Genomic DNA, 16441 nt, shown 5'->3' with positions numbered 1-16441 from the left:
CACAGGCGACTCGCCAGACCCCTGCGCAACTCGTCACACGACGTTCACACGGCCGTCCCCCTGGGCCCACCCGACCGGTTCAGTCGCGGCCGAGGGCGCCCTTCACCCGCTCGGTGACCTCGGTCGCCATCGCCTTGGCGGAGTCCTTCACGACGTCGAACTCGACCGGGTCACCCTTCAGCAGGCTCTTCGCCGTGTTGATCGCGTACTCCTTCGTGATGTGCGGGGGCAGCGGCGGGACGCTCCGGCTGACGTACGCGTCGATGAGGGTCACCCCCTGGTGGGCGAAGGCCCGCTCGACCGCCGCCTCGACCTCGGAGTCCTCGTGCACCGCGATGCCCTGGAACCCGAGCAGCGTCGCGTACCCGGCGTAGTCGATCGACTCGACGTCCTGCGAGCCGCGCCACATCGGGTTGCCGTCCTCGGTGCGCATCTCCCACGACACCTGGCCGAGGTCGTCGTTGTGCATGACCACGATGACGAGCTGCTGGTTCGGCCAGGCCGCCAGGTACTTCTTCACGGTGATCAGCTCGTTCATGCCGAGCATCTGGAAGGCCCCGTCGCCGATCGTGCACACCGCCGGGCGGTCCGGGAACGCGAACTTCGCCGTCACCGCGTACGGCATCGCCGCGAGCATCGTCGCGAGGCGGCCGGACATGTCGCCGCGCATGCCCTCGCGCAGCCGGATGTGGTGGCCGTACCAGTCGGCGGTCGTGCCGGCGTCCGCGGTGACCGTGACGCCGTCGGGCAGCCGGTCGTTCACCGCCTGGATCACCCGGCGCGGGTTCACGCCGTCGTCGTAGGCGACCTCGGACTGGGCGCGCATCTCCGACTCCCACTCGCGCATCTCGTCGGCGACGGTCTGCTGGAAGGACTTGTCGGTCTTCTGCTCGAGCAGCGGGAGTACGGCGTCGAGCGTCGAGCCGACGTCGCCCCACAGGTTCAGCTCGGTCGGGTACCGCAGGCCGAGCTGCTCCGGCTTGATGTCGACCTGGATGCCCCGGGCCTGCCCCGTCTTCGGCATGTACTCGCCGTACGGGTAGTTCGTGCCGAGCAGCACGAGGGTGTCGCAGTCGCGGATCTGGTGCAGCGACGGCAGCGACCCGAGCAGCCCGAGCTGCTGCGAGTGGTACGGCACGTCGGACGGGATCACGTCCTTGCCGCGGAGTGCCGTGATGATCCCCGCACCCGCCTTCTCGGCCGCTGCGAGCACCTGGGCCGTCGCACCGCGCGCGCCCGCACCGACCAGGAACGTCACCTTCGACCCGGCGTTGATGATCTCCGCCATCTTCCGGACCTCGTCGGCGGGCGGCGTGATCCGGGTGGACGCGGGGACGTCGCTCGACCGCGAGGCCCAGTGCTCCAGCGGCGGTGCGTCGTACGCCATCGCCTGCACGTCGTGGGGCAGCACGACGACGGCCGGCTGCTTGCGGAGGGACGCGGTGCGGAACGCGGTGTCGAGCACCACGCCGACGGCTTCGGGCGTGGCCACCGTCTGCACGTAGCAGGCGACGTCGGCGAACACGCGCTCCAGGTTCGACTCCTGCTGGGTGAACGACCCCATCGCCGCGAGCCCCTGCTGGCCGACGATCGCCACCACCGGCTGGTTGTCCATCTGCGCGTCGTACAGCCCGTTGAGCAGGTGGAAGGCACCGGGACTCGACGTCGCGACGCAGACCCCAACCTCGCCGGTGAACTTCGCGTGCGCGGTCGCCATCAGCGCCGCGATCTCCTCGTGCGTGGGGCGGACGTACTCCAGGCCGTCGCCCTTCGACGCCGCCTCGCCGAGCGCGCCGTCGAAGGCGCCGATCCCGTCGCCGGGGTACCCGAACACGCGGGAGACCCCCCACGCCTTGATGCGGTCGATGACGAAGTCGCTCACGGTCGTGCTCATCGCACCAGCGTGCGCGGGCGCGCACGGGTCCGTTCACAGGCACCGGACTGGAGGCGCGGATCACGTGACCGACGTCGGTCACGTGATCCGGGCCTCCAGACCAGGGCCCTGTGCTCGTTGCCGGTGGGTGCTCGCTACTGCTCCTGCGCGATCAGCGGACGCAGCGTGCGGTGCGCGATGCGCAGCCCCTCGAGCACCCGGTCGTCGGTGCCGCCCCAGAGCGGGTCCTCGTGCTCGACGCTCAGCGTGCCGTCGAAGCCCGCCTCGTAGAGGCGGTCGACGACGCGCGGCCAGTCCACGACGCCGCGGCCCGGCACCCGGAACCGCCACCAGCCCATGTCCCACGGGTCGTCGCCCTTGTCGACCTTGCCGAAGAACCCGTACTCGTTGCGCCGCTCGGGGAACAGCTCCAGGTCCTTCGCCTGGGCGTGCACGATGTGCTCGGCGAAGGGCAGGATCGTCTCGACCGGGTCGATGCCGATCCACGTCAGGTGCGACGGGTCCCAGTTCAGGCCGAAGCCCAGGCCGGTGACCCAGCCCCAGAGCTCGGGGGAGTACGCGATGTTGCCGGGGTACCCGTCGGGGTGCCAGCCCTCCATCACGCAGTTCTCGATGACGAGCCGCACGCCCCGCTCGCCGGCGTAGTCGACGAGCTCGGGCAGGACCCGGTTCCCCTCCGCCATGTTCTCGCGGACGGACTTCGTGGTGTCGCGGCCGATGAACGTGCCGACGTACGGGATGCCGAGCGTCTGCGCGGTGTCGATCGCGTGCTTGAGGTGGGTCCGCACCGCGGCACGGTGCTCCGGGTCCCGGTGCAGGTTGTTCTCGTAGTACGCGAGCGCCGAGATCTCGAGACCGGTGCGGTCGAGCAGGGCGCGGGTGGCCAGGGCGTCCTCGTCGGTGAACGTGGCGACCGGCAGGTGCGCCGCCTCGAAGTCGCGGCCGCCGGTGCCGGGCCAGACGGCGACCTCGAGCCGCTCGTAGCCCTGCTGCTGGGCGAACCCGGCGATCCGGTCGAGCGACCAACCGGGCAGGCAGGCGGTCAGCATGCCGAGCTTCACCGGATCTCCCGCCAGGTCGTCTCGGCCGCGCTGCCGATCACGGCCTCGATGATGTCGGCGGAGCGGGCGCCGTCCGCGAACGTCGGCAGCCCGTCGGGGGCCACTCCGGTGCGGACCGCGGTGTAGGTGTCGGCGACGAAGGCCGCGAAGGCGTCGAGGTACCCCTGCGGGTGCCCGGCCGGCACGATCGCCAGCCGGCGCTGGTCCGGGTACCCCTGCGACGGGTCGCGGACCACGATCTGGGCGCCGCGCTCGTTGCCGAACCAGGCCGACTCGGGCTGCTCCTGGTCGAACGCCGCGCTGCCGCGGGTGCCGTCGACCTCGAACCACAGGCGGTTCTTCCGGCCCGACGCGACCTGCGAGATCACGACGTTCCCGATGCGGCCCGTGGCGGTGCGGAAGGTGGCGACGGCGGTGTCCTCGGTGGTGACCTCGGCACGCTCGGCCGCGTCGGCCACCGGGTCCGGGTCGGGGGAGCCGGAGAACGACGGACCGGACGCCGCCGGCCGCGTCGGGTAGACGATGTCGGTCGCGGCGGACACCGAGGCGAAGCGCTCACCCGTGACGAACTCGACCAGGTCGCACCAGTGCGAGCCGATGTCGGCGAACGCGCGGGACAGGCCGCTCGAGGTCGGGTCGACCCGCCAGCTCGAGGCGTCCTCGTCGAGCATCCAGTCCTGCAGGTAGTGCCCGTGCACCGCGAGCAGCCGGCCGAGCTCCCCGTCGGCGATGCGCGCCCGGATCTCGCGGACCATCGGGTGGTACCGGTACACGAACGGCACGGTGGCAACGACACCGGCTTCGGCAGCGGCGGCGACGAGCTCGGCGGCCTGCGCGGGGTCGATCGCCAGGGGCTTCTCGCACACCACGTTGATGCCGGCCGCGATCACCGCGAGCGCCTGCGGGTGGTGCTGGTCGTTCGGGGTGCAGATGTGCACGACGTCGGGGGCGTCGGCGATGACCTCGTCGAGGGAGGCGTAGCCACGGGGCAGGTCGAGCTGCGCCGCCACCTGCTCGGACCGGGCGGCGTTCCGGCCGAGCACACCGAGGACCTCGGCGCCGGAGGCCCGGGCCGCCCGGGCGTGGACGCCGGCGATCATGCCCGTCCCGACCACGGCGACACGGAGGCGTCGCCCTTCGTACCCACTGCTCATGGTGCTCCCTCGCGCCGGACTGACACCACCGTAGCGGCCCGGTCATCCACCGGGGCCGATGAGTACCGTCTGCTGCATGTCGAGCCTCCAGACCAGCCTGCTCATCCTCGGAGCCAGCGGCGACCTGTCCAAGCGCCTGCTCCTGCCCGGCCTCGCCACCCTGCTCCAGGTGAAGGACGACTGGGACGTCCAGCTCGTCGGGGCCGGTGTCGAGGACCTGTCCGACGCCGACTGGAAGGCGCAGGTGCGCGAGTCCTTCGAGAACGCGCAGGCGTCGAAGAACGAGGAGGACGAGGGCGCCTCGGGTGAGAAAACGCTGCCGGAGCGGCTGCAGGCCGTGGTCGACGCCTCCACCTACCGGAAGGCCGACGTCACCGACCCGGACGACCTGCGGGCGCTGCTCGCCGCGTGCGAGCACGACCCCGCGATCTACTTCGCGCTGCCGCCCGCGGTCACCGAGAAGAGCTGCGAGCAGCTCGCCCACCTCGACCTGCCCGCAGGCACCCGCCTGGCGCTCGAGAAGCCGTTCGGCACCGACGCCGAGAGCGCCTCGAACCTGAACGACCTGCTGCACTCGTTCATCCCCGAGGAACGCATCCACCGCGTCGACCACTTCCTCGGCCGCTCCACCGTGCTCAACCTGCTCGGGCTGCGCTTCGCCAACCGCATCATCGAACCGCTGCTCTCGTCGCAGCACGTCGAGCGCGTCGACATCGTCTACGACGAGACCCTCGGTCTCGAGGGCCGGGCGCGCTACTACGACAAGGCCGGGGCGCTCACCGACATGATCCAGAGCCACCTGCTGCAGGTGATGGCCGTCGTCGCGATGGAGGCCCCCGCCTCGATCAAGGCCGACGACCTGCGCACCCAGAAGGAGCTCGTGCTGCGGGCGGTCCGACCGTGGGGCGGCGACGTCGTCACCGCGGGCAAGCGCGCCCGGTACACCGCCGGCACCGTCGGGGACCGCCAGCTGCCGTCGTACGTCGACGAGGACGGCGTGGACCCGTCGCTCGGCACCGAGACCCTCGCCCAGCTCACCCTCGAGATCGCGAACTGGCGCTGGGCAGGCGTCCCCTTCACCCTGCGGTCCGGCAAGGCGCTCGCCGCACAGCGCCGCGAGATCGTCATCACGTTCAAGGACTCCCCGCACGTGCCCGAGGGACTCACCGGCACCGAGTTGCCCGACCGGCTGCGCATCTGGATCGCCCCGGACGAGATGCAGCTCGAGCTCAACGTCAACGGCGCCGGTGACCCGTACACGATCGACCACACGAGCCTCGAGGTGACGTTCAACCCCGGGCGCCTGAGTGCCTACGGCGAGGTGCTGGCCGGCGTGCTCGAGGGCGACGCCACGCTGTCGGTGCGCGGCGACAGCGCCGTGCAGGGCTGGAAGGTCGTCGGGCCGTTCCTCGACGCGTGGAAGGCCGGCAAGGCACCCCTCGACGAGTACGCCGCCGGGTCCGTCGGCCCCGGCGGCTGGGACAACATCGAGGCCTGAGCCCGAGTGGCGGCGTAGCGTCGGGCGACGTGAACACCACCGACGACGTCCTGCAGACCGTTCCCGAACCCGCCGGCGCCGACATCCGTGTCGACGACGTCCCCTACGAGCACGAGGGCACCGAACTGCTCGGTGTGCTCGCGAAGGACGTCGCGATCGCGGGCCGTCGTCCGGCCGTCCTCGTCGTGCACGACTGGCACGGCGTGAACGAGCACGTCGAGGCCCGGGTGACGATGCTCGCCCGGCTCGGCTACGTCGCGTTCGGCGCGGACATCTACGGAGCCGGCGTCCGCCCCGGTGACGACACCGCGGCCCAGGTCGCCGGCGGTTTCTACCAGGACCTGCCCCTGCTGCGCGCCCGCGCCACCGCCGGGCTCGAGCGACTGCTCGCCGACCCGGACGTCGACCCCACCCGCGTCGTCGTGATGGGGTACTGCTTCGGTGGGTCGACCGCACTCGAGCTCGCACGGACCGGCGCCGACCTGGTCGGCGCCGTGGCGTTCCACGGTGGCCTCATCGCGCACGACCCCTCGGACGCCGCGGACATCCGGGCGAAGCTGCTCGTCCTCACCGGGGGTGCCGACCCCGTCGTGCCGGACGACGCCGTGCACGCGTGGCAGGACGAGATGCGGGCGGCGCCGGACGTCGACTGGCAGGTCGTGACGTACTCCGGTGCGATGCACGCGTTCGCCGTGCCGGGCACCGACGCCCCGGACCACGGCGCGCAGTACCAGGAGCGCGCCGACCGCCGATCGTGGCAGGCGCTCCGGGTGTTCCTGGCCGAGGTGTTCGACGAGGAGCCCGCGGCGCTGTGACGGTGCGGCCGTCGGAGACCGTTCGCGACACGCCGAGCACCGGGGCCGGAGGGCCTCGATTGGCGCCCGGGCCGCACCTGTTGTAGAGTCTTCCACGGCCGCAAGGCCACGCGCTCGTAGCTCAATGGATAGAGCATCTGACTACGGATCAGAAGGTTGGGGGTTCGAGTCCCTTCGAGCGCACAGGCAAGCAGAACGACGAAGGGCCCCGGTGGATTCCACCGGGGCCCTTCGTCGTTGACCGGCAGCGGCGCGTCTTCGCAGGCGTTCCCCGGTCGACGGGGTGACGATGGTGATTCGGTCCGTCCGATCGGAGAACGAGGTGCCTGTGCTGTCCATCGACTTCGCGACCCGTGACGCCGAGGTCGCCGCCACGGCCCTGGGGGCGCTGTACGACCGCCCGGAGATCCGTGACGTCGGCCCGCTCTTCCGGTACGAGCAGCACGTCCGCGGCGACGGCGTGATGACCGTCGAACGGCACCACTTCGGCGGCACGATGGAGACGACCGCCGAGATCGCGGACACGCTGGTGTCGGTCCAGGTGCACAGTGGCGACTTCGCCCCGCGCGGGACGGGCGGGGTGCCGAACGGGTCGTTGCACGGCCTCGGCATGGTCCACAACGACACCCTCGACGTGGACTTCAGCGTCGTCAGCCTGCCGGTGTCGGTCCTGCTGGGGGTCGGGTTGCAGCAGCAGGGCGCGGAGCGAGGGCGGCTCGTCGTCGACGGCCGGGCGCCTCGTCCGGAACTGGCGGACTACTGGGCGAGTGTCATCGGGCACGCGCACGCGGTCACGAGCGATGAGCGGGCCTTCGGGAACGACCTGGTGCGCGCCGAGGTGTTCCGCCACGTCGCCGCAGCGGCCTTCCAGGTGTTCCCGGTGCACATCGAGCCGGACGCGATCGTCCCGACCTCGGCGGCCGCTGGCGGGGTCGTGCGCCGCGCCGTGCAGTACATCGACGACCACCTCACCGAACCGATCTCGGTCCCCGACATCGCCACGGCCGCCCGGGTGTCATCCCGCGGGCTGCAGTCCGCGTTCCAGCGCGAGCTCGGGGTGAGCCCAGCAGCCTACGTCCGGCGGGTGCGGCTGGCCGAGGCACACCTCGAGTTGCTGGTAGCGGATCCGGACGCCGGAGCGACGGTCGCGTCCATCGGGTTGCGGTGGGGGTTCAGCAACGCGACGCGGTTCTCCGCCGCCTACCGCGAGGCCTACGGGCGGTCGCCGAGCCGGACGCTCCGCGACGAGGTCCCGCGGCAGGGCGACTGAGCGACTGAGCGACCCGGGTCAGGACCCGGGGGAGTACGGCTGGGCCGCCTCGATGACCTCGGACGCACCGGCGATGCCGAACGACGTGAAGAGCGGTGCCCACAGCGCCTTGAGCTGCGCCACGAGCTCGTCGTCGGTCAGCTGCGTCGAACCGTCCACCATGCCCAGCGTCGTGTTGAGGAGCAGCAGGACGGACGGCTGGACCGCGGCCGCGTCGACGTCCGCCGCCGCGACCCCGGCGCTGACGAGCTCGCCCCGCGTCATCTCGAACCAGTCGAAACCGCGCGGCACCGGCACGCCGGCCTTGCCGAGTTCGTGCAGGAGCCGGACCGCGCCGCCCGCGACCGAGCCCCGGCGGACGTCCATCCCGGTGGTCAGGAGGAACACCGTCAGCCGCTCGATGCCCGGCTGCGCGGGGAGTGCGTCGAAGAGTGCACGCCAGCGCTGCTGCTGCAGTTCGATGACCGCCGTCGCCAGGTCCTTCTTCGACGGGAACAGGTGGTACCCGATCGCCGACTTCGGCTTCCCCATCGCCTCGGCGACACGGGAGAACGTGGTCGCCTCGTAGCCGAAGGCGGCGAACTGCTGCCCTGCGGCATCGATGATGGCTCGTCGAGAGGCCTCCATGGCGAGCTGCCGCTGGTTCATCTGGCGCGGTGTCCTTCCTCGCCCGGAGCTGAGCGATCAGTGAACACCACATCCTAGGGCCGCTCACGATGACGGCCCGTCCCCTGCCCGCGTCAGGCGGCGCAGAACGTGTGCCAGGCCACGTCGATCCCCTTCCGGTGCAGCGAGTCGAGTCCGACGTCGAGGTGCTTCCGCTCGGCGTCCACCAGGTGTGCGCACCGGTGGTCCTGGGCGACGGTCTGGGCCTGGCCGAGCGCGGTCACCAGGTCGGTGTCGATGGCGTCGAGCTGGGGGCGGATGGTCGTCAGGTCCGGTGCCGTCGTGGGTGCGGTCCACGGGTTGTGCGTCCAGTGGTTGATGAGGCCGCGCTGGACGACCTTGCTCGCGGCGATCTGTGCGCGGATGACCCGGGTCACCAGGACGGGGTCGACGCCCTGCTGCTCCGCCAGGGTCACCGCTTCGTCGACGACGGCCTGTTCGCGCACCGGGTCGGCGACCGGCTTGCCGCTGAGCCACTTCGACTCCGCCACCGGGTCGGCGAGCTCGAGCCGTCGGAGGATGAGCGTGCCGATGGTGTCGAGCTCCGCCGTCGACGCCGTGGGACGGGAACCGTCGTGGGAGATGGTCATCGTGGAACCCGTCGGTTCGGCGGACGTGGGCAGGGGATCGGCGTTCGCCGCCGAGGTCGGCAGGGCGATGCCCGCCGCGATGAGCCCGAGGGTGAGGGCCGTCGCGGCGGTCCGGCGGGTGCGGTGTCGGGCGGTGGTCGGGGTGGTGGGGTGTGCGGTGTTCACGGGGTTTCCTTCCCGAACCGGCGCCGGACGCGTCGGGTCAGATCGTCGATGATCGGTTTGATGACCTCGTCGTAGAACGGGTAGACGCCGAAGTGGTCGGCGCCCTCGTCGCAGTAGCAGTCCATCGAGATCGCCTCCTCGAAGTTCGAGAAGACGTAGGTGGCACGGTGCGGGAACGCGGCGTGCGGCTCGTCGTCACGCGGGGTCGTGGTGGTCACGGCGGTGCTCGATCCCGGTCGGCAGCCGGTCAGCCGACCAGCCGAGCCGCGGGGACGCCGGGGTCGCGCCCGGAGTCCACGACGGCGTCGATCTCGGTGGACCCGTTGCCCGACCCGACCGTGCAGTTCTGGATCTGGTTGAGGGACCAGTTGCCCGGCAGGGGCTCGAGCTGGTTGCCCGCCCAGGCCGGCGACATCCCGGCGATGAACGAGAAGTGCGCGAGTCCGGCGCTGCTCACGGCGGTGCACGTGGCGCGGGAGCCGTAGACGCCCGCCTTGTACAGGTTCCCGCGGTCCCGCAGGCCGGCGGCGACGCCACGGAAGTACGGCACCACGAGCGACTCGTCCTGCGCCGCGGTCGCGTCGAAGTCGGCGGCGAAGTAGACGGTGGTCTGCTTCGGGATCCCGAGCTTCCGGGCGGCGTCGTGGGCGCGGTGGGCGTCGCGGACGCCCTGTTCCTCCGTGAACCACGAGGCAGTGAACCCGCCTTCCTCGAAGATCGGCCACAGCCCGAGGCCGGCGCTCGCCATCACACGGAGTTCGTTGGGGGTCAGGGCCTTGTCGAGCGCTCCGGACTGCTGGTGGTTCGTGAGGTACCGGCCGACGCTGGTGGCACCGGACGCCCGGACGGCGGCCGCGCGGGCGTCGTCGAGGCGCACCGCGGTGTCGGCACCGGTCGTCGCACGGTCCGGGTCACCCGTGCTCGCCGCCAGGGCTGCCCAGGTGCCGGCGTCGCACGTCCCGGTCTGCTCGGCGGGCGGGAACGCCTGGAACTGCTGGAACGCACGGACCACCGCGGCGTCCGCCGCCGAGTAGGCACTGCTGAACACGACGCGCTCGCCGTTCAGCACCAGGAGCGCCTTGACGAGCAGCACCCAGGCGCCGGTGGCCCCGACCCCGACGGCACTCGGGCCCGCGGCACGGAGCGCAGCAGCCGTCCCCGGGCCCCAGGCGCCGTCGACCGTGACGCCCACCGCGACCTGCACCGCGCGGATCGCCGCCGAGTACGTGCTCGTGTCGACGAGCCCGCTCGTGCTGCCGTACGCGCCGCCGGTCGCCTCGGCGTAGGTGCGGTTGAGGTACTGCTGCACCGCGCGCACCGCTCGGGACCCGCCGGAGGCGAGCCGGACCGGGTCGACGGTCAGGAGTGCGCCGAACAGGTGCGCCGACAGCGGGAGTGCGCCGGGCTCGGCACCCAGGTCGGACCGGAGCGCCTGCACGGCCGCGACGGTGGCCGCGTCGTACTCGCCGGTGAGTGTGACCGTCGAGGCGCCCTTGCAGACCAGTCCGGCCTGGACCAGCCGGCGCCAGGTCGCGGCGTCGTCGCCCGTCTCGGCCCCGACGTCGCCGTGCTGCTCGAGCTTCCGACGGGTCGTCGGCCCGAACGTCGCGACGACGGGGGAGATCCCGAGCAGCGACTGGGTGGCCTGCACGATCCCGAGCACGGTGCCGCTGCCGGTCAGCCCGTCCTCGTCCACGTGCACCCACCCGTGCAGGTGCCCGAAGGTCGTGTTGAGCCAGCGCTGCACAGCGAGCACGCCCGAGTCGGAGGTACCGGAGGAGCCGGTCGACCCGGAGGAGCCGGTCGTGCCGGACGGGGTGGCGGCGTCTGCCGGGGCCGCGAGTGCTGTCGTGACGAGCGGGACGGTGGCGGTGATGCCGATGAGCGCAGTTCGGCGCGAGATGTGCACGGGGGTGCCCCTTCAGTTGCCTCGAGCGTCCGCTGGCCGTCGATCGCGCTGTGCGATGCTGATGGCCGCGGCATGGTCCGAGCAACTTCGTCCCTCAACTTGGGACGGTCCTGCAATTCGGCAGACGATCGTCTGATGAAGCGCTCAGTCCGCCCGTTCCGGGGCGTCCGGCTCAGCGCGCGAAGGCCGCCAACCGGTCCTGCAGCGCACGCTCCAGGTACGGCTCGAGCGACGACGCCCACGTCGCCGTGATGTGCGTGCTGTCCCGGTAGACCAGGACGCCCCCGACGACCGCCGGGCACGTGGTGTCGGTGCAGTAGTAGCGGCTCAGGTCGATCGAGGCTGCCCTGCCCCCGGCCGCCCGGAACGCGGCGACGGCCTCGACCGACGAGTCCGTCAGGCCGAGTGCTTCGGCGCGCGACCGGTCGCAGGCGTCCGTCGTCGGCCCGGACATCGTGCTCAGGCAGGCGACGACGTCGGGGCGGGGCACCGGGTTGTCACGGACCGCGATGACGGGCAGCTCGTCACCGGCGGCCTGCTCCCACGCGTCGACCAGGCCGTTGCGGGTGGCCTTGTCGCGGGCCGGTCCGGGCGGCAGGCTGACCGGCATCTGCGTGGTGGAGTGGGTGACGACCAGGGCGTCGGCGTCGCGGTGCTCGCGGACGTAGTCGATGGCGGCGTGCTTCCACGAGTTGCAGCCCCGCATCGACGAGGGGCTCAGCGAGTCCTGCTGCGCGGTGGTGAGGTAACACCCGCCGGCGCCGGCCAGGTCGATCCGCCAGCCGTTGTCGTCGGCGATCTTCTCGTACGCACCGAGCAGTGCGTTGCTGTGCGAGTCGCCGATGACGATGAGGTGCTTCGACCAGCCGGTGGTCTTGCCGAGGACGCAGGGCCGGAACGTGCCGCTCCAGCACTCGGCGCGGTTGTCGTCGTCGTCCTTGGCCACGGCCGGAGCGGGCACACGGACGTCGGCGAGCTCGGGGTCGACGCAGGGGTCCGCGAACCCGATGCGCGCGGCGGCACCGAAGCAGGACTCGTCGTCGTCCTCCTGCTCCGCGGTGACCTGCTTCGTGACCGTGGTCGCGTTGACCTCCTGCACGTAGACGGCGGTCAGGGTGGCTGCCCCGAGCGTCACGACGGTGAAGCTGCAGATGACGGCGAGCGAGACGACGCCCCGGGGCTGCAGGTCCCGCAGCCACGTCGAGAACCGGACCGGTTCCTCGAACCAGATCGTCGTCACGGTGGCCAGACCGATCGCGACGAGCAGCACCGCCGAGCTCGTCGCCCAGTCGAGCGGACGGCCGAGCATGATCGGCAGGATGACGACGAGGGGCCAGTGCCAGAGGTAGAGCGCGTACGAGATCCGACCGAAGAAGGCGACGGGCCGCAGCGCACCGACGTCCTCGAACTCGGTCCCCGCACCGAACAGCAGCACCAGTGCCGCACCGGCGACCGGCAGCAGCGCCGCGATCCCGGGGAACGCCGTCTCCGGGGTGATCACGACGAGGGACAGTGCGAGGGCCACGACGCCGATGCCGGTGGCGACCAGGCGGACCCGTCGGGCGACCTCGGTGCGGACCTCGGGCAGGTGCACGGTGGCGACGAGACCGCCGAGTGCGAACTCCCACGCGCGGGTGCCGGTGGAGAAGTAGGCGACGCCGGGGTCGGTGGCGGTCTGCACGATGCTCCACACGAGGGACAGCACGACGACGCTGCCGAGCAGCAGCCGCGCGGTCTCCAGCGGCGTGAACCGACGGCGTGCGAGTGCCCCGACGCCGAGCAGCAGGAGCGGCAGGAGGATGTAGAACTGCTCCTCGACCGACAGTGACCAGAAGTGCTGGAACGGTGAGGGGGCGTCGGCCGACGCCAGGTAGTCGACGGCGTTCGCCGCGAGCTCCCAGTTCTGCAGGTACACCGTCGAGGCGATCAGCTCGCGCCCGTACTGTCCCCACAGCGCGCTCGGCACGGCGACGAGCACCGCGATGCCCGTGACGACGATGGTGAGGAACGCGGCCGGCAGCAGGCGTTTGGCCCGGCGCGACCAGAACCGTCCGAGCCGGATCGTGCCCGTCGCGAGCTGTTCCCGCAGCAGCAGCCCGGTGATCAGGAAGCCGGAGATCACGAAGAAGACGTCGACGCCGACGAACCCGCCGTGCAGGGCGCCCGGCCACAGGTGGTAGACGACGACCGCGAGGACGGCGAACGCGCGGAGGCCCTGGATGTCCCACCGCGTGGTGTCGCGCGCTCGGTGCGCGGGGCCCCGCTCGCCCGGCGTTGCTGTACTCACTGCGTCGATCCTAGGAGACGAGGACGGCTCCGCCGGGCGTTCTCGGCGCGGACGCTACGATCCTTCTCCAGAGGGGGGGGCCGATGGACCTGCGCTGGTTGACCGCGTCCGACGACGAGTTCGCGGCGGAGACGGCGCGACGACCGCGGATGCGCCGCCCGCGACAGGCCCCGTGGTGGTGGAACGCGCTGCTCCTGGCGATCGAGGTCCCGCTCGCGTGGCTCGCGTCCGCGCTCGTGGTATGGGGCACCGGGCTCGTCCACAACGGTGCGGGTGTCGGGGACGTCGTCCGCTGGGCGGCCTGGTTCGTGGTGCTCGTCGCCGGCGTGGTCGGGCTCGTCGTGCTCCTGGTCCGGGGCGAACGACCTCGGACCCTGCGTCCGGACGAGGTTCGGGCGGTGCTGACGGGGGAGGCCAGTGGGTACCCGGCGCGTCCGGTCCGTCCGAAGCCGCTCGACTCGATGATCACCCCGCGCTACTCCGGCATCCGCGTCCACCCCCGGTTCGGCACCGCCCCCGTGCACGTCGACGGCGTCCCGGACGTCGAGTTCGGCTGCGTCCTGCGGCGCTGGATGGTCTCGCGGGACTGGACGTACCTGACCGTCCGGCTGCCCGGCACGTTGCCGCACCTGCTCCTCGACGCCACGGCGAACGACGGTCGTCGCAGTGACCTGCCGGTGATGCTCCGCCACCGGCAGCGGATGTCCCTGGAGGGCGACTTCGACCGGCACTTCCGGGTGTGGGCGCCGGAGGACTACGGCCGGGACGCGCTGTACGTCCTCACCCCTGACGTGATGGCGGCGCTCGTCGACCACGCGGCCGGCTGGAACGTCGAGATGGTCGACGACCGGCTGGTCTTCTCGGCGCCGGGGACCGCGGACTGGTCGCGCCCTGCGCCGTGGATGCAGGTCGAGGCAGTCCTGGGCGAGGTCGTGCCCCGTGTCGTGCGCGCCGCCTCCCGGTACCAGGACGACCGTTCGTTGCTCGAGGACGGGCACGCCGACGCGATCGCCGCCGCGGGGCGTCGCCTGGTGCTCCGCGACCGGCGGAAGAGCCGTCTGCGAGCGACGTGGGCGGGGGCCGTGTGGATGGGCGTCGTCTGCGTGTCCTACAGCGGACCGTTGGCCGTCGCGGTGGTCGGTTCGCTCTCGGTCCTCGACCACTGACCGTCGGCGCACGCCTGCGACGTGGCCCCGGTACGGACAGGAGGCCCGTGGCGGTGTCGCCACGGGCCTCCCGTTTGACCTGTCGGTGCCTCGACTACGCGACGGTCGCGCGCGCCTCGGCCAGCGACGGGTAGTCGGTGTAGCCCTCGGCGGTCGCGCCGTAGAAGAGCTCCGGACGCGGCTCGTTGAGCTCGGCGTCGTGCTCCCAGCGGTGCGCGAGGTCCGGGTTGGCGATCGCGGCGCGGCCCACGGCGACGGCGTCGGCGTGGTCGCCGTCGACGATCGCGATGGCCTCGTCGCGGGTGGTGAGCGACGAGAAGCCCGAGTTCACGATGAACGGCGCGCCCGCGGTACGGCGGACGTGCTGCACCAGGTCACCGGTCGGCTCGGCGTGCAGGACGTCGACGAAGGCGAGCCCCAGCGGCGCGAGGCCCTCGGCGACGGCGGTGTAGGTGGCGCGCACGTCGGCGGCGTCGTCCTCGATGACGCCCTGGATCCCGTGCTCGGGCGACAGGCGGATGCCGGTGCGGTCGGCGCCGATGGCCTCGGCGATGGCGGTGGTGACCTCGATCGCGAAGCGCGCGCGGTTCTCGGGGGAGCCGCCGTACTGGTCGGTGCGGGTGTTCGACACCGGCGACATGAACTCGTGCACCAGGTAGCCGTTGGCGCCGTGGACCTCGACACCGTCGAGTCCGGCGGCGATCGCGTTGCGGGCGGCCTGCACGAAGCCCTGCACGGCCTCCTGCACCTCGGCGGTGGTCAGCTCGTGCGGGACGGGCATGTCGGCCTTCGAGCCGTCGGCCAGGTGCGTCTGCCCGGGGGCGGCGATGGCGGACGGGGCGACGATGCGCGGGGTCTGCGAGATGTCGGTGTGCGAGACACGGCCACCGTGCATGAGCTGCATGACGATCGTGCCGCCGGCGGCGTGCACGGCGTCGGTCACGCGGCGCCAGCCGGCGATCTGGTCCTCGGTCTCGATGCCGGGCTGCCCGGGGTAGGAGCGGCCCTCCTGCACGGGCCAGGTGCCCTCGGTGATGATCATGCCGAGGCCGGCGCGCTGCCGGTAGTGCTCGACGAGCAGGTCGTTCGGGACGCCGTGCTCGCCGGCGCGGGTGCGCGTGAGCGGGGCCATGACGACGCGGTTCGACAGGGACAGGGCGCCGATGGAGGCGGGTTCGAAGAGCTTCACGTCAGGGCGAACGACGAGTTGTCCCATGCAATTCCGCCTCGGAGCACTTCTTCAGGCAGCGCGGTCAGTCGCGCGGGCACACCAGCGTCGACGAGCGCACCTGGCCCTCGGGCCGGATCACCTGGTGCTGCGAGAGGGGCTTGCCGCAGAGGGGGCAGCCCCGGTCGATCGTCCGGTCGTCGATGCCCTCGGGGCGACCGGCGCCGATCTGCGAGGGGCCCATCTTGTTGATGAGCGTCGTGTTCCACCGTTCGTACCACTGGCCGAAGCGTCCCACGGTGCATCCTTTCGTTCGTGCACGAATCATTATGGCACTGATGGCCGCGGATCACATCTGGTCGACGCGCTCCAGCAGCTCGGTCAGCTCGTCCTTCAGGGACTCGAGTCGGGCGAGTGGCCACCCGAGCCGGTCGGCGACGGCGAGCGGGACCGCCTCGGCTCGGTCGCGCAGGGCGTGCCCGGCGGTCGTCAGGGACACCTCGAGCTGTCGTTCGTCGGCGGCGCTGCGGGTGCGGCGGACGTAGCCGGAGGCCTCCAGTCGCTTGAGCAGCGGGCTCAGTGTCGCGGAGTCGAGTCGCAGCTCCCCGGCGATCTCGCGCACCGACCGTGGGTCCCGCTCCCACAGGGCGAGCATCACGAGGTACTGCGGGTGGGTCAGGCCCATCGGTTCGAGCAGGTCGCGGTACAGCCCGATGACGCTGCGGCTCGTCGCCGCGAGTGCGAAGCAGAGCTGCCGGTCGAGCGCGAGCGGGTCCGGTGCGGTCTGGGTCATGCGTT

15 protein-coding genes and 1 tRNA gene are annotated in these 16441 nt (G+C 71.8%); 5 read left to right on the top strand and 11 right to left on the bottom strand.

Going from position 1 to position 16441, the window contains the following annotated elements:
- Positions 1 to 79: 79 nt before the first annotated feature.
- The 3 genes from DEJ08_RS14210 to DEJ08_RS14200 all read right to left on the bottom strand — a co-directional run bounded on the left by DEJ08_RS14210 (position 80) and on the right by DEJ08_RS14200 (position 4109).
- The gene (locus DEJ08_RS14210; RefSeq protein WP_111055162.1) at positions 80 to 1894 is read right to left on the bottom strand and encodes a thiamine pyrophosphate-requiring protein; all 1815 of its coding nucleotides are present in this window, start codon (positions 1892 to 1894) and stop codon (positions 80 to 82) included.
- 134 nt (positions 1895 to 2028) lie between these two features.
- A complete protein-coding gene (locus tag DEJ08_RS14205; RefSeq protein WP_111055161.1) occupies positions 2029 to 2955 on the bottom strand; it encodes a sugar phosphate isomerase/epimerase family protein in 927 nt (308 codons plus the stop codon).
- Complete coding sequence (locus DEJ08_RS14200) at positions 2952 to 4109, bottom strand: Gfo/Idh/MocA family protein (RefSeq protein WP_035808774.1); 1158 nt, start codon at positions 4107 to 4109, stop codon at positions 2952 to 2954. The genes DEJ08_RS14205 and DEJ08_RS14200 overlap by 4 nt, the downstream gene beginning before the upstream one ends.
- 76 nt (positions 4110 to 4185) lie before the next feature.
- Here DEJ08_RS14200 and DEJ08_RS14195 point away from each other — a divergent pair, with 76 nt between their 5' ends.
- The 4 genes from DEJ08_RS14195 (at position 4186) to DEJ08_RS14180 (ending at position 7692) form a co-directional block, all read left to right on the top strand.
- Complete coding sequence (locus DEJ08_RS14195; RefSeq protein WP_111055160.1) at positions 4186 to 5607, top strand: glucose-6-phosphate dehydrogenase; 1422 nt, start codon at positions 4186 to 4188, stop codon at positions 5605 to 5607.
- A 29-nt stretch (positions 5608 to 5636) separates the two neighbouring features.
- Entirely contained in the window at positions 5637 to 6422 is a 786-nt protein-coding gene (locus tag DEJ08_RS14190; protein ID WP_111055159.1) for a dienelactone hydrolase family protein, read from the top strand.
- 110 nt (positions 6423 to 6532) lie between these two features.
- A tRNA-Arg gene (locus DEJ08_RS14185) sits at positions 6533 to 6605 on the top strand.
- A 145-nt stretch (positions 6606 to 6750) separates the two neighbouring features.
- Positions 6751 to 7692: a helix-turn-helix transcriptional regulator gene (locus DEJ08_RS14180; protein ID WP_181439042.1), complete on the top strand. Its 942-nt coding sequence runs from the start codon at positions 6751 to 6753 to the stop codon at positions 7690 to 7692.
- A gap of 18 nt (positions 7693 to 7710) precedes the next feature.
- On the opposite strand, the gene DEJ08_RS14175 is transcribed toward DEJ08_RS14180, so the two are convergent.
- The 5 genes from DEJ08_RS14175 to DEJ08_RS14155 all read right to left on the bottom strand — a co-directional run bounded on the left by DEJ08_RS14175 (position 7711) and on the right by DEJ08_RS14155 (position 13309).
- Positions 7711 to 8340 carry a TetR/AcrR family transcriptional regulator gene (locus tag DEJ08_RS14175; protein ID WP_111047729.1) on the bottom strand — a complete coding sequence of 210 codons (630 nt, stop codon included), beginning with the start codon at positions 8338 to 8340 and terminating at the stop codon, positions 7711 to 7713.
- A gap of 92 nt (positions 8341 to 8432) precedes the next feature.
- Positions 8433 to 9113, bottom strand: coding sequence for a gamma subclass chorismate mutase AroQ (aroQ, locus tag DEJ08_RS14170; protein WP_258367208.1), 681 nt, complete (start codon positions 9111 to 9113; stop codon positions 8433 to 8435).
- Positions 9110 to 9331 carry a hypothetical protein gene (locus tag DEJ08_RS14165; protein ID WP_027466125.1) on the bottom strand — a complete coding sequence of 74 codons (222 nt, stop codon included), beginning with the start codon at positions 9329 to 9331 and terminating at the stop codon, positions 9110 to 9112. Before DEJ08_RS14165 ends, aroQ begins: the two co-directional genes overlap by 4 nt.
- A 29-nt stretch (positions 9332 to 9360) precedes the next feature.
- Positions 9361 to 11022: a glycoside hydrolase domain-containing protein gene (locus DEJ08_RS14160; protein ID WP_111055157.1), complete on the bottom strand. Its 1662-nt coding sequence runs from the start codon at positions 11020 to 11022 to the stop codon at positions 9361 to 9363.
- A gap of 172 nt (positions 11023 to 11194) precedes the next feature.
- Positions 11195 to 13309 carry an acyltransferase family protein gene (locus tag DEJ08_RS14155; protein WP_111055156.1) on the bottom strand — a complete coding sequence of 705 codons (2115 nt, stop codon included), beginning with the start codon at positions 13307 to 13309 and terminating at the stop codon, positions 11195 to 11197.
- An 83-nt stretch (positions 13310 to 13392) separates the two neighbouring features.
- Between DEJ08_RS14155 and DEJ08_RS14150 the strand changes: the two genes are divergently transcribed.
- Positions 13393 to 14475 carry a hypothetical protein gene (locus DEJ08_RS14150; RefSeq protein WP_111055155.1) on the top strand — a complete coding sequence of 361 codons (1083 nt, stop codon included), beginning with the start codon at positions 13393 to 13395 and terminating at the stop codon, positions 14473 to 14475.
- A 94-nt stretch (positions 14476 to 14569) separates the two neighbouring features.
- Here DEJ08_RS14150 and DEJ08_RS14145 read toward each other — a convergent pair whose 3' ends face one another.
- Genes DEJ08_RS14145 through DEJ08_RS14135 form a run of 3 tightly spaced genes read right to left on the bottom strand, consistent with a single transcriptional unit; the run spans position 14570 to position 16436 of the window.
- On the bottom strand, positions 14570 to 15691 hold the full coding sequence (locus DEJ08_RS14145) for an alkene reductase (protein WP_111055154.1): 1122 nt from the start codon (positions 15689 to 15691) through the stop codon (positions 14570 to 14572).
- Positions 15692 to 15728: 37 nt separating this feature from the next.
- A complete protein-coding gene (locus DEJ08_RS14140; protein ID WP_027466129.1) occupies positions 15729 to 15941 on the bottom strand; it encodes a hypothetical protein in 213 nt (70 codons plus the stop codon).
- A 51-nt stretch (positions 15942 to 15992) separates the two neighbouring features.
- Positions 15993 to 16436, bottom strand: coding sequence for a MarR family winged helix-turn-helix transcriptional regulator (locus DEJ08_RS14135; RefSeq protein WP_111055153.1), 444 nt, complete (start codon positions 16434 to 16436; stop codon positions 15993 to 15995).
- Positions 16437 to 16441: the final 5 nt, after the last annotated feature.

It is taken from the genome of Curtobacterium sp. MCLR17_054 (assembly GCF_003234335.2).
GTDB classification, from domain to species: Bacteria; Actinomycetota; Actinomycetes; order Actinomycetales; family Microbacteriaceae; genus Curtobacterium; species Curtobacterium flaccumfaciens.
Note: the sequence above shows the minus strand (reverse complement) of the source record. Positions and strands in the feature narration are given on the sequence as shown.

Coding starts and splice junctions, on each gene's coding strand:
- DEJ08_RS14135 (WP_111055153.1), bottom strand. CDS start 16,436: ATGACCCAGACCGCACCGGACCCGCTCGCGCTCGACCGGCAGCTCTGC.
- DEJ08_RS14195 (WP_111055160.1), top strand. CDS start 4,186: ATGTCGAGCCTCCAGACCAGCCTGCTCATCCTCGGAGCCAGCGGCGAC.
- DEJ08_RS14175 (WP_111047729.1), bottom strand. CDS start 8,340: ATGAACCAGCGGCAGCTCGCCATGGAGGCCTCTCGACGAGCCATCATC.
- DEJ08_RS14200 (WP_035808774.1), bottom strand. CDS start 4,109: ATGAGCAGTGGGTACGAAGGGCGACGCCTCCGTGTCGCCGTGGTCGGG.
- DEJ08_RS14150 (WP_111055155.1), top strand. CDS start 13,393: ATGGACCTGCGCTGGTTGACCGCGTCCGACGACGAGTTCGCGGCGGAG.
- DEJ08_RS14145 (WP_111055154.1), bottom strand. CDS start 15,691: ATGGGACAACTCGTCGTTCGCCCTGACGTGAAGCTCTTCGAACCCGCC.
- DEJ08_RS14210 (WP_111055162.1), bottom strand. CDS start 1,894: ATGAGCACGACCGTGAGCGACTTCGTCATCGACCGCATCAAGGCGTGG.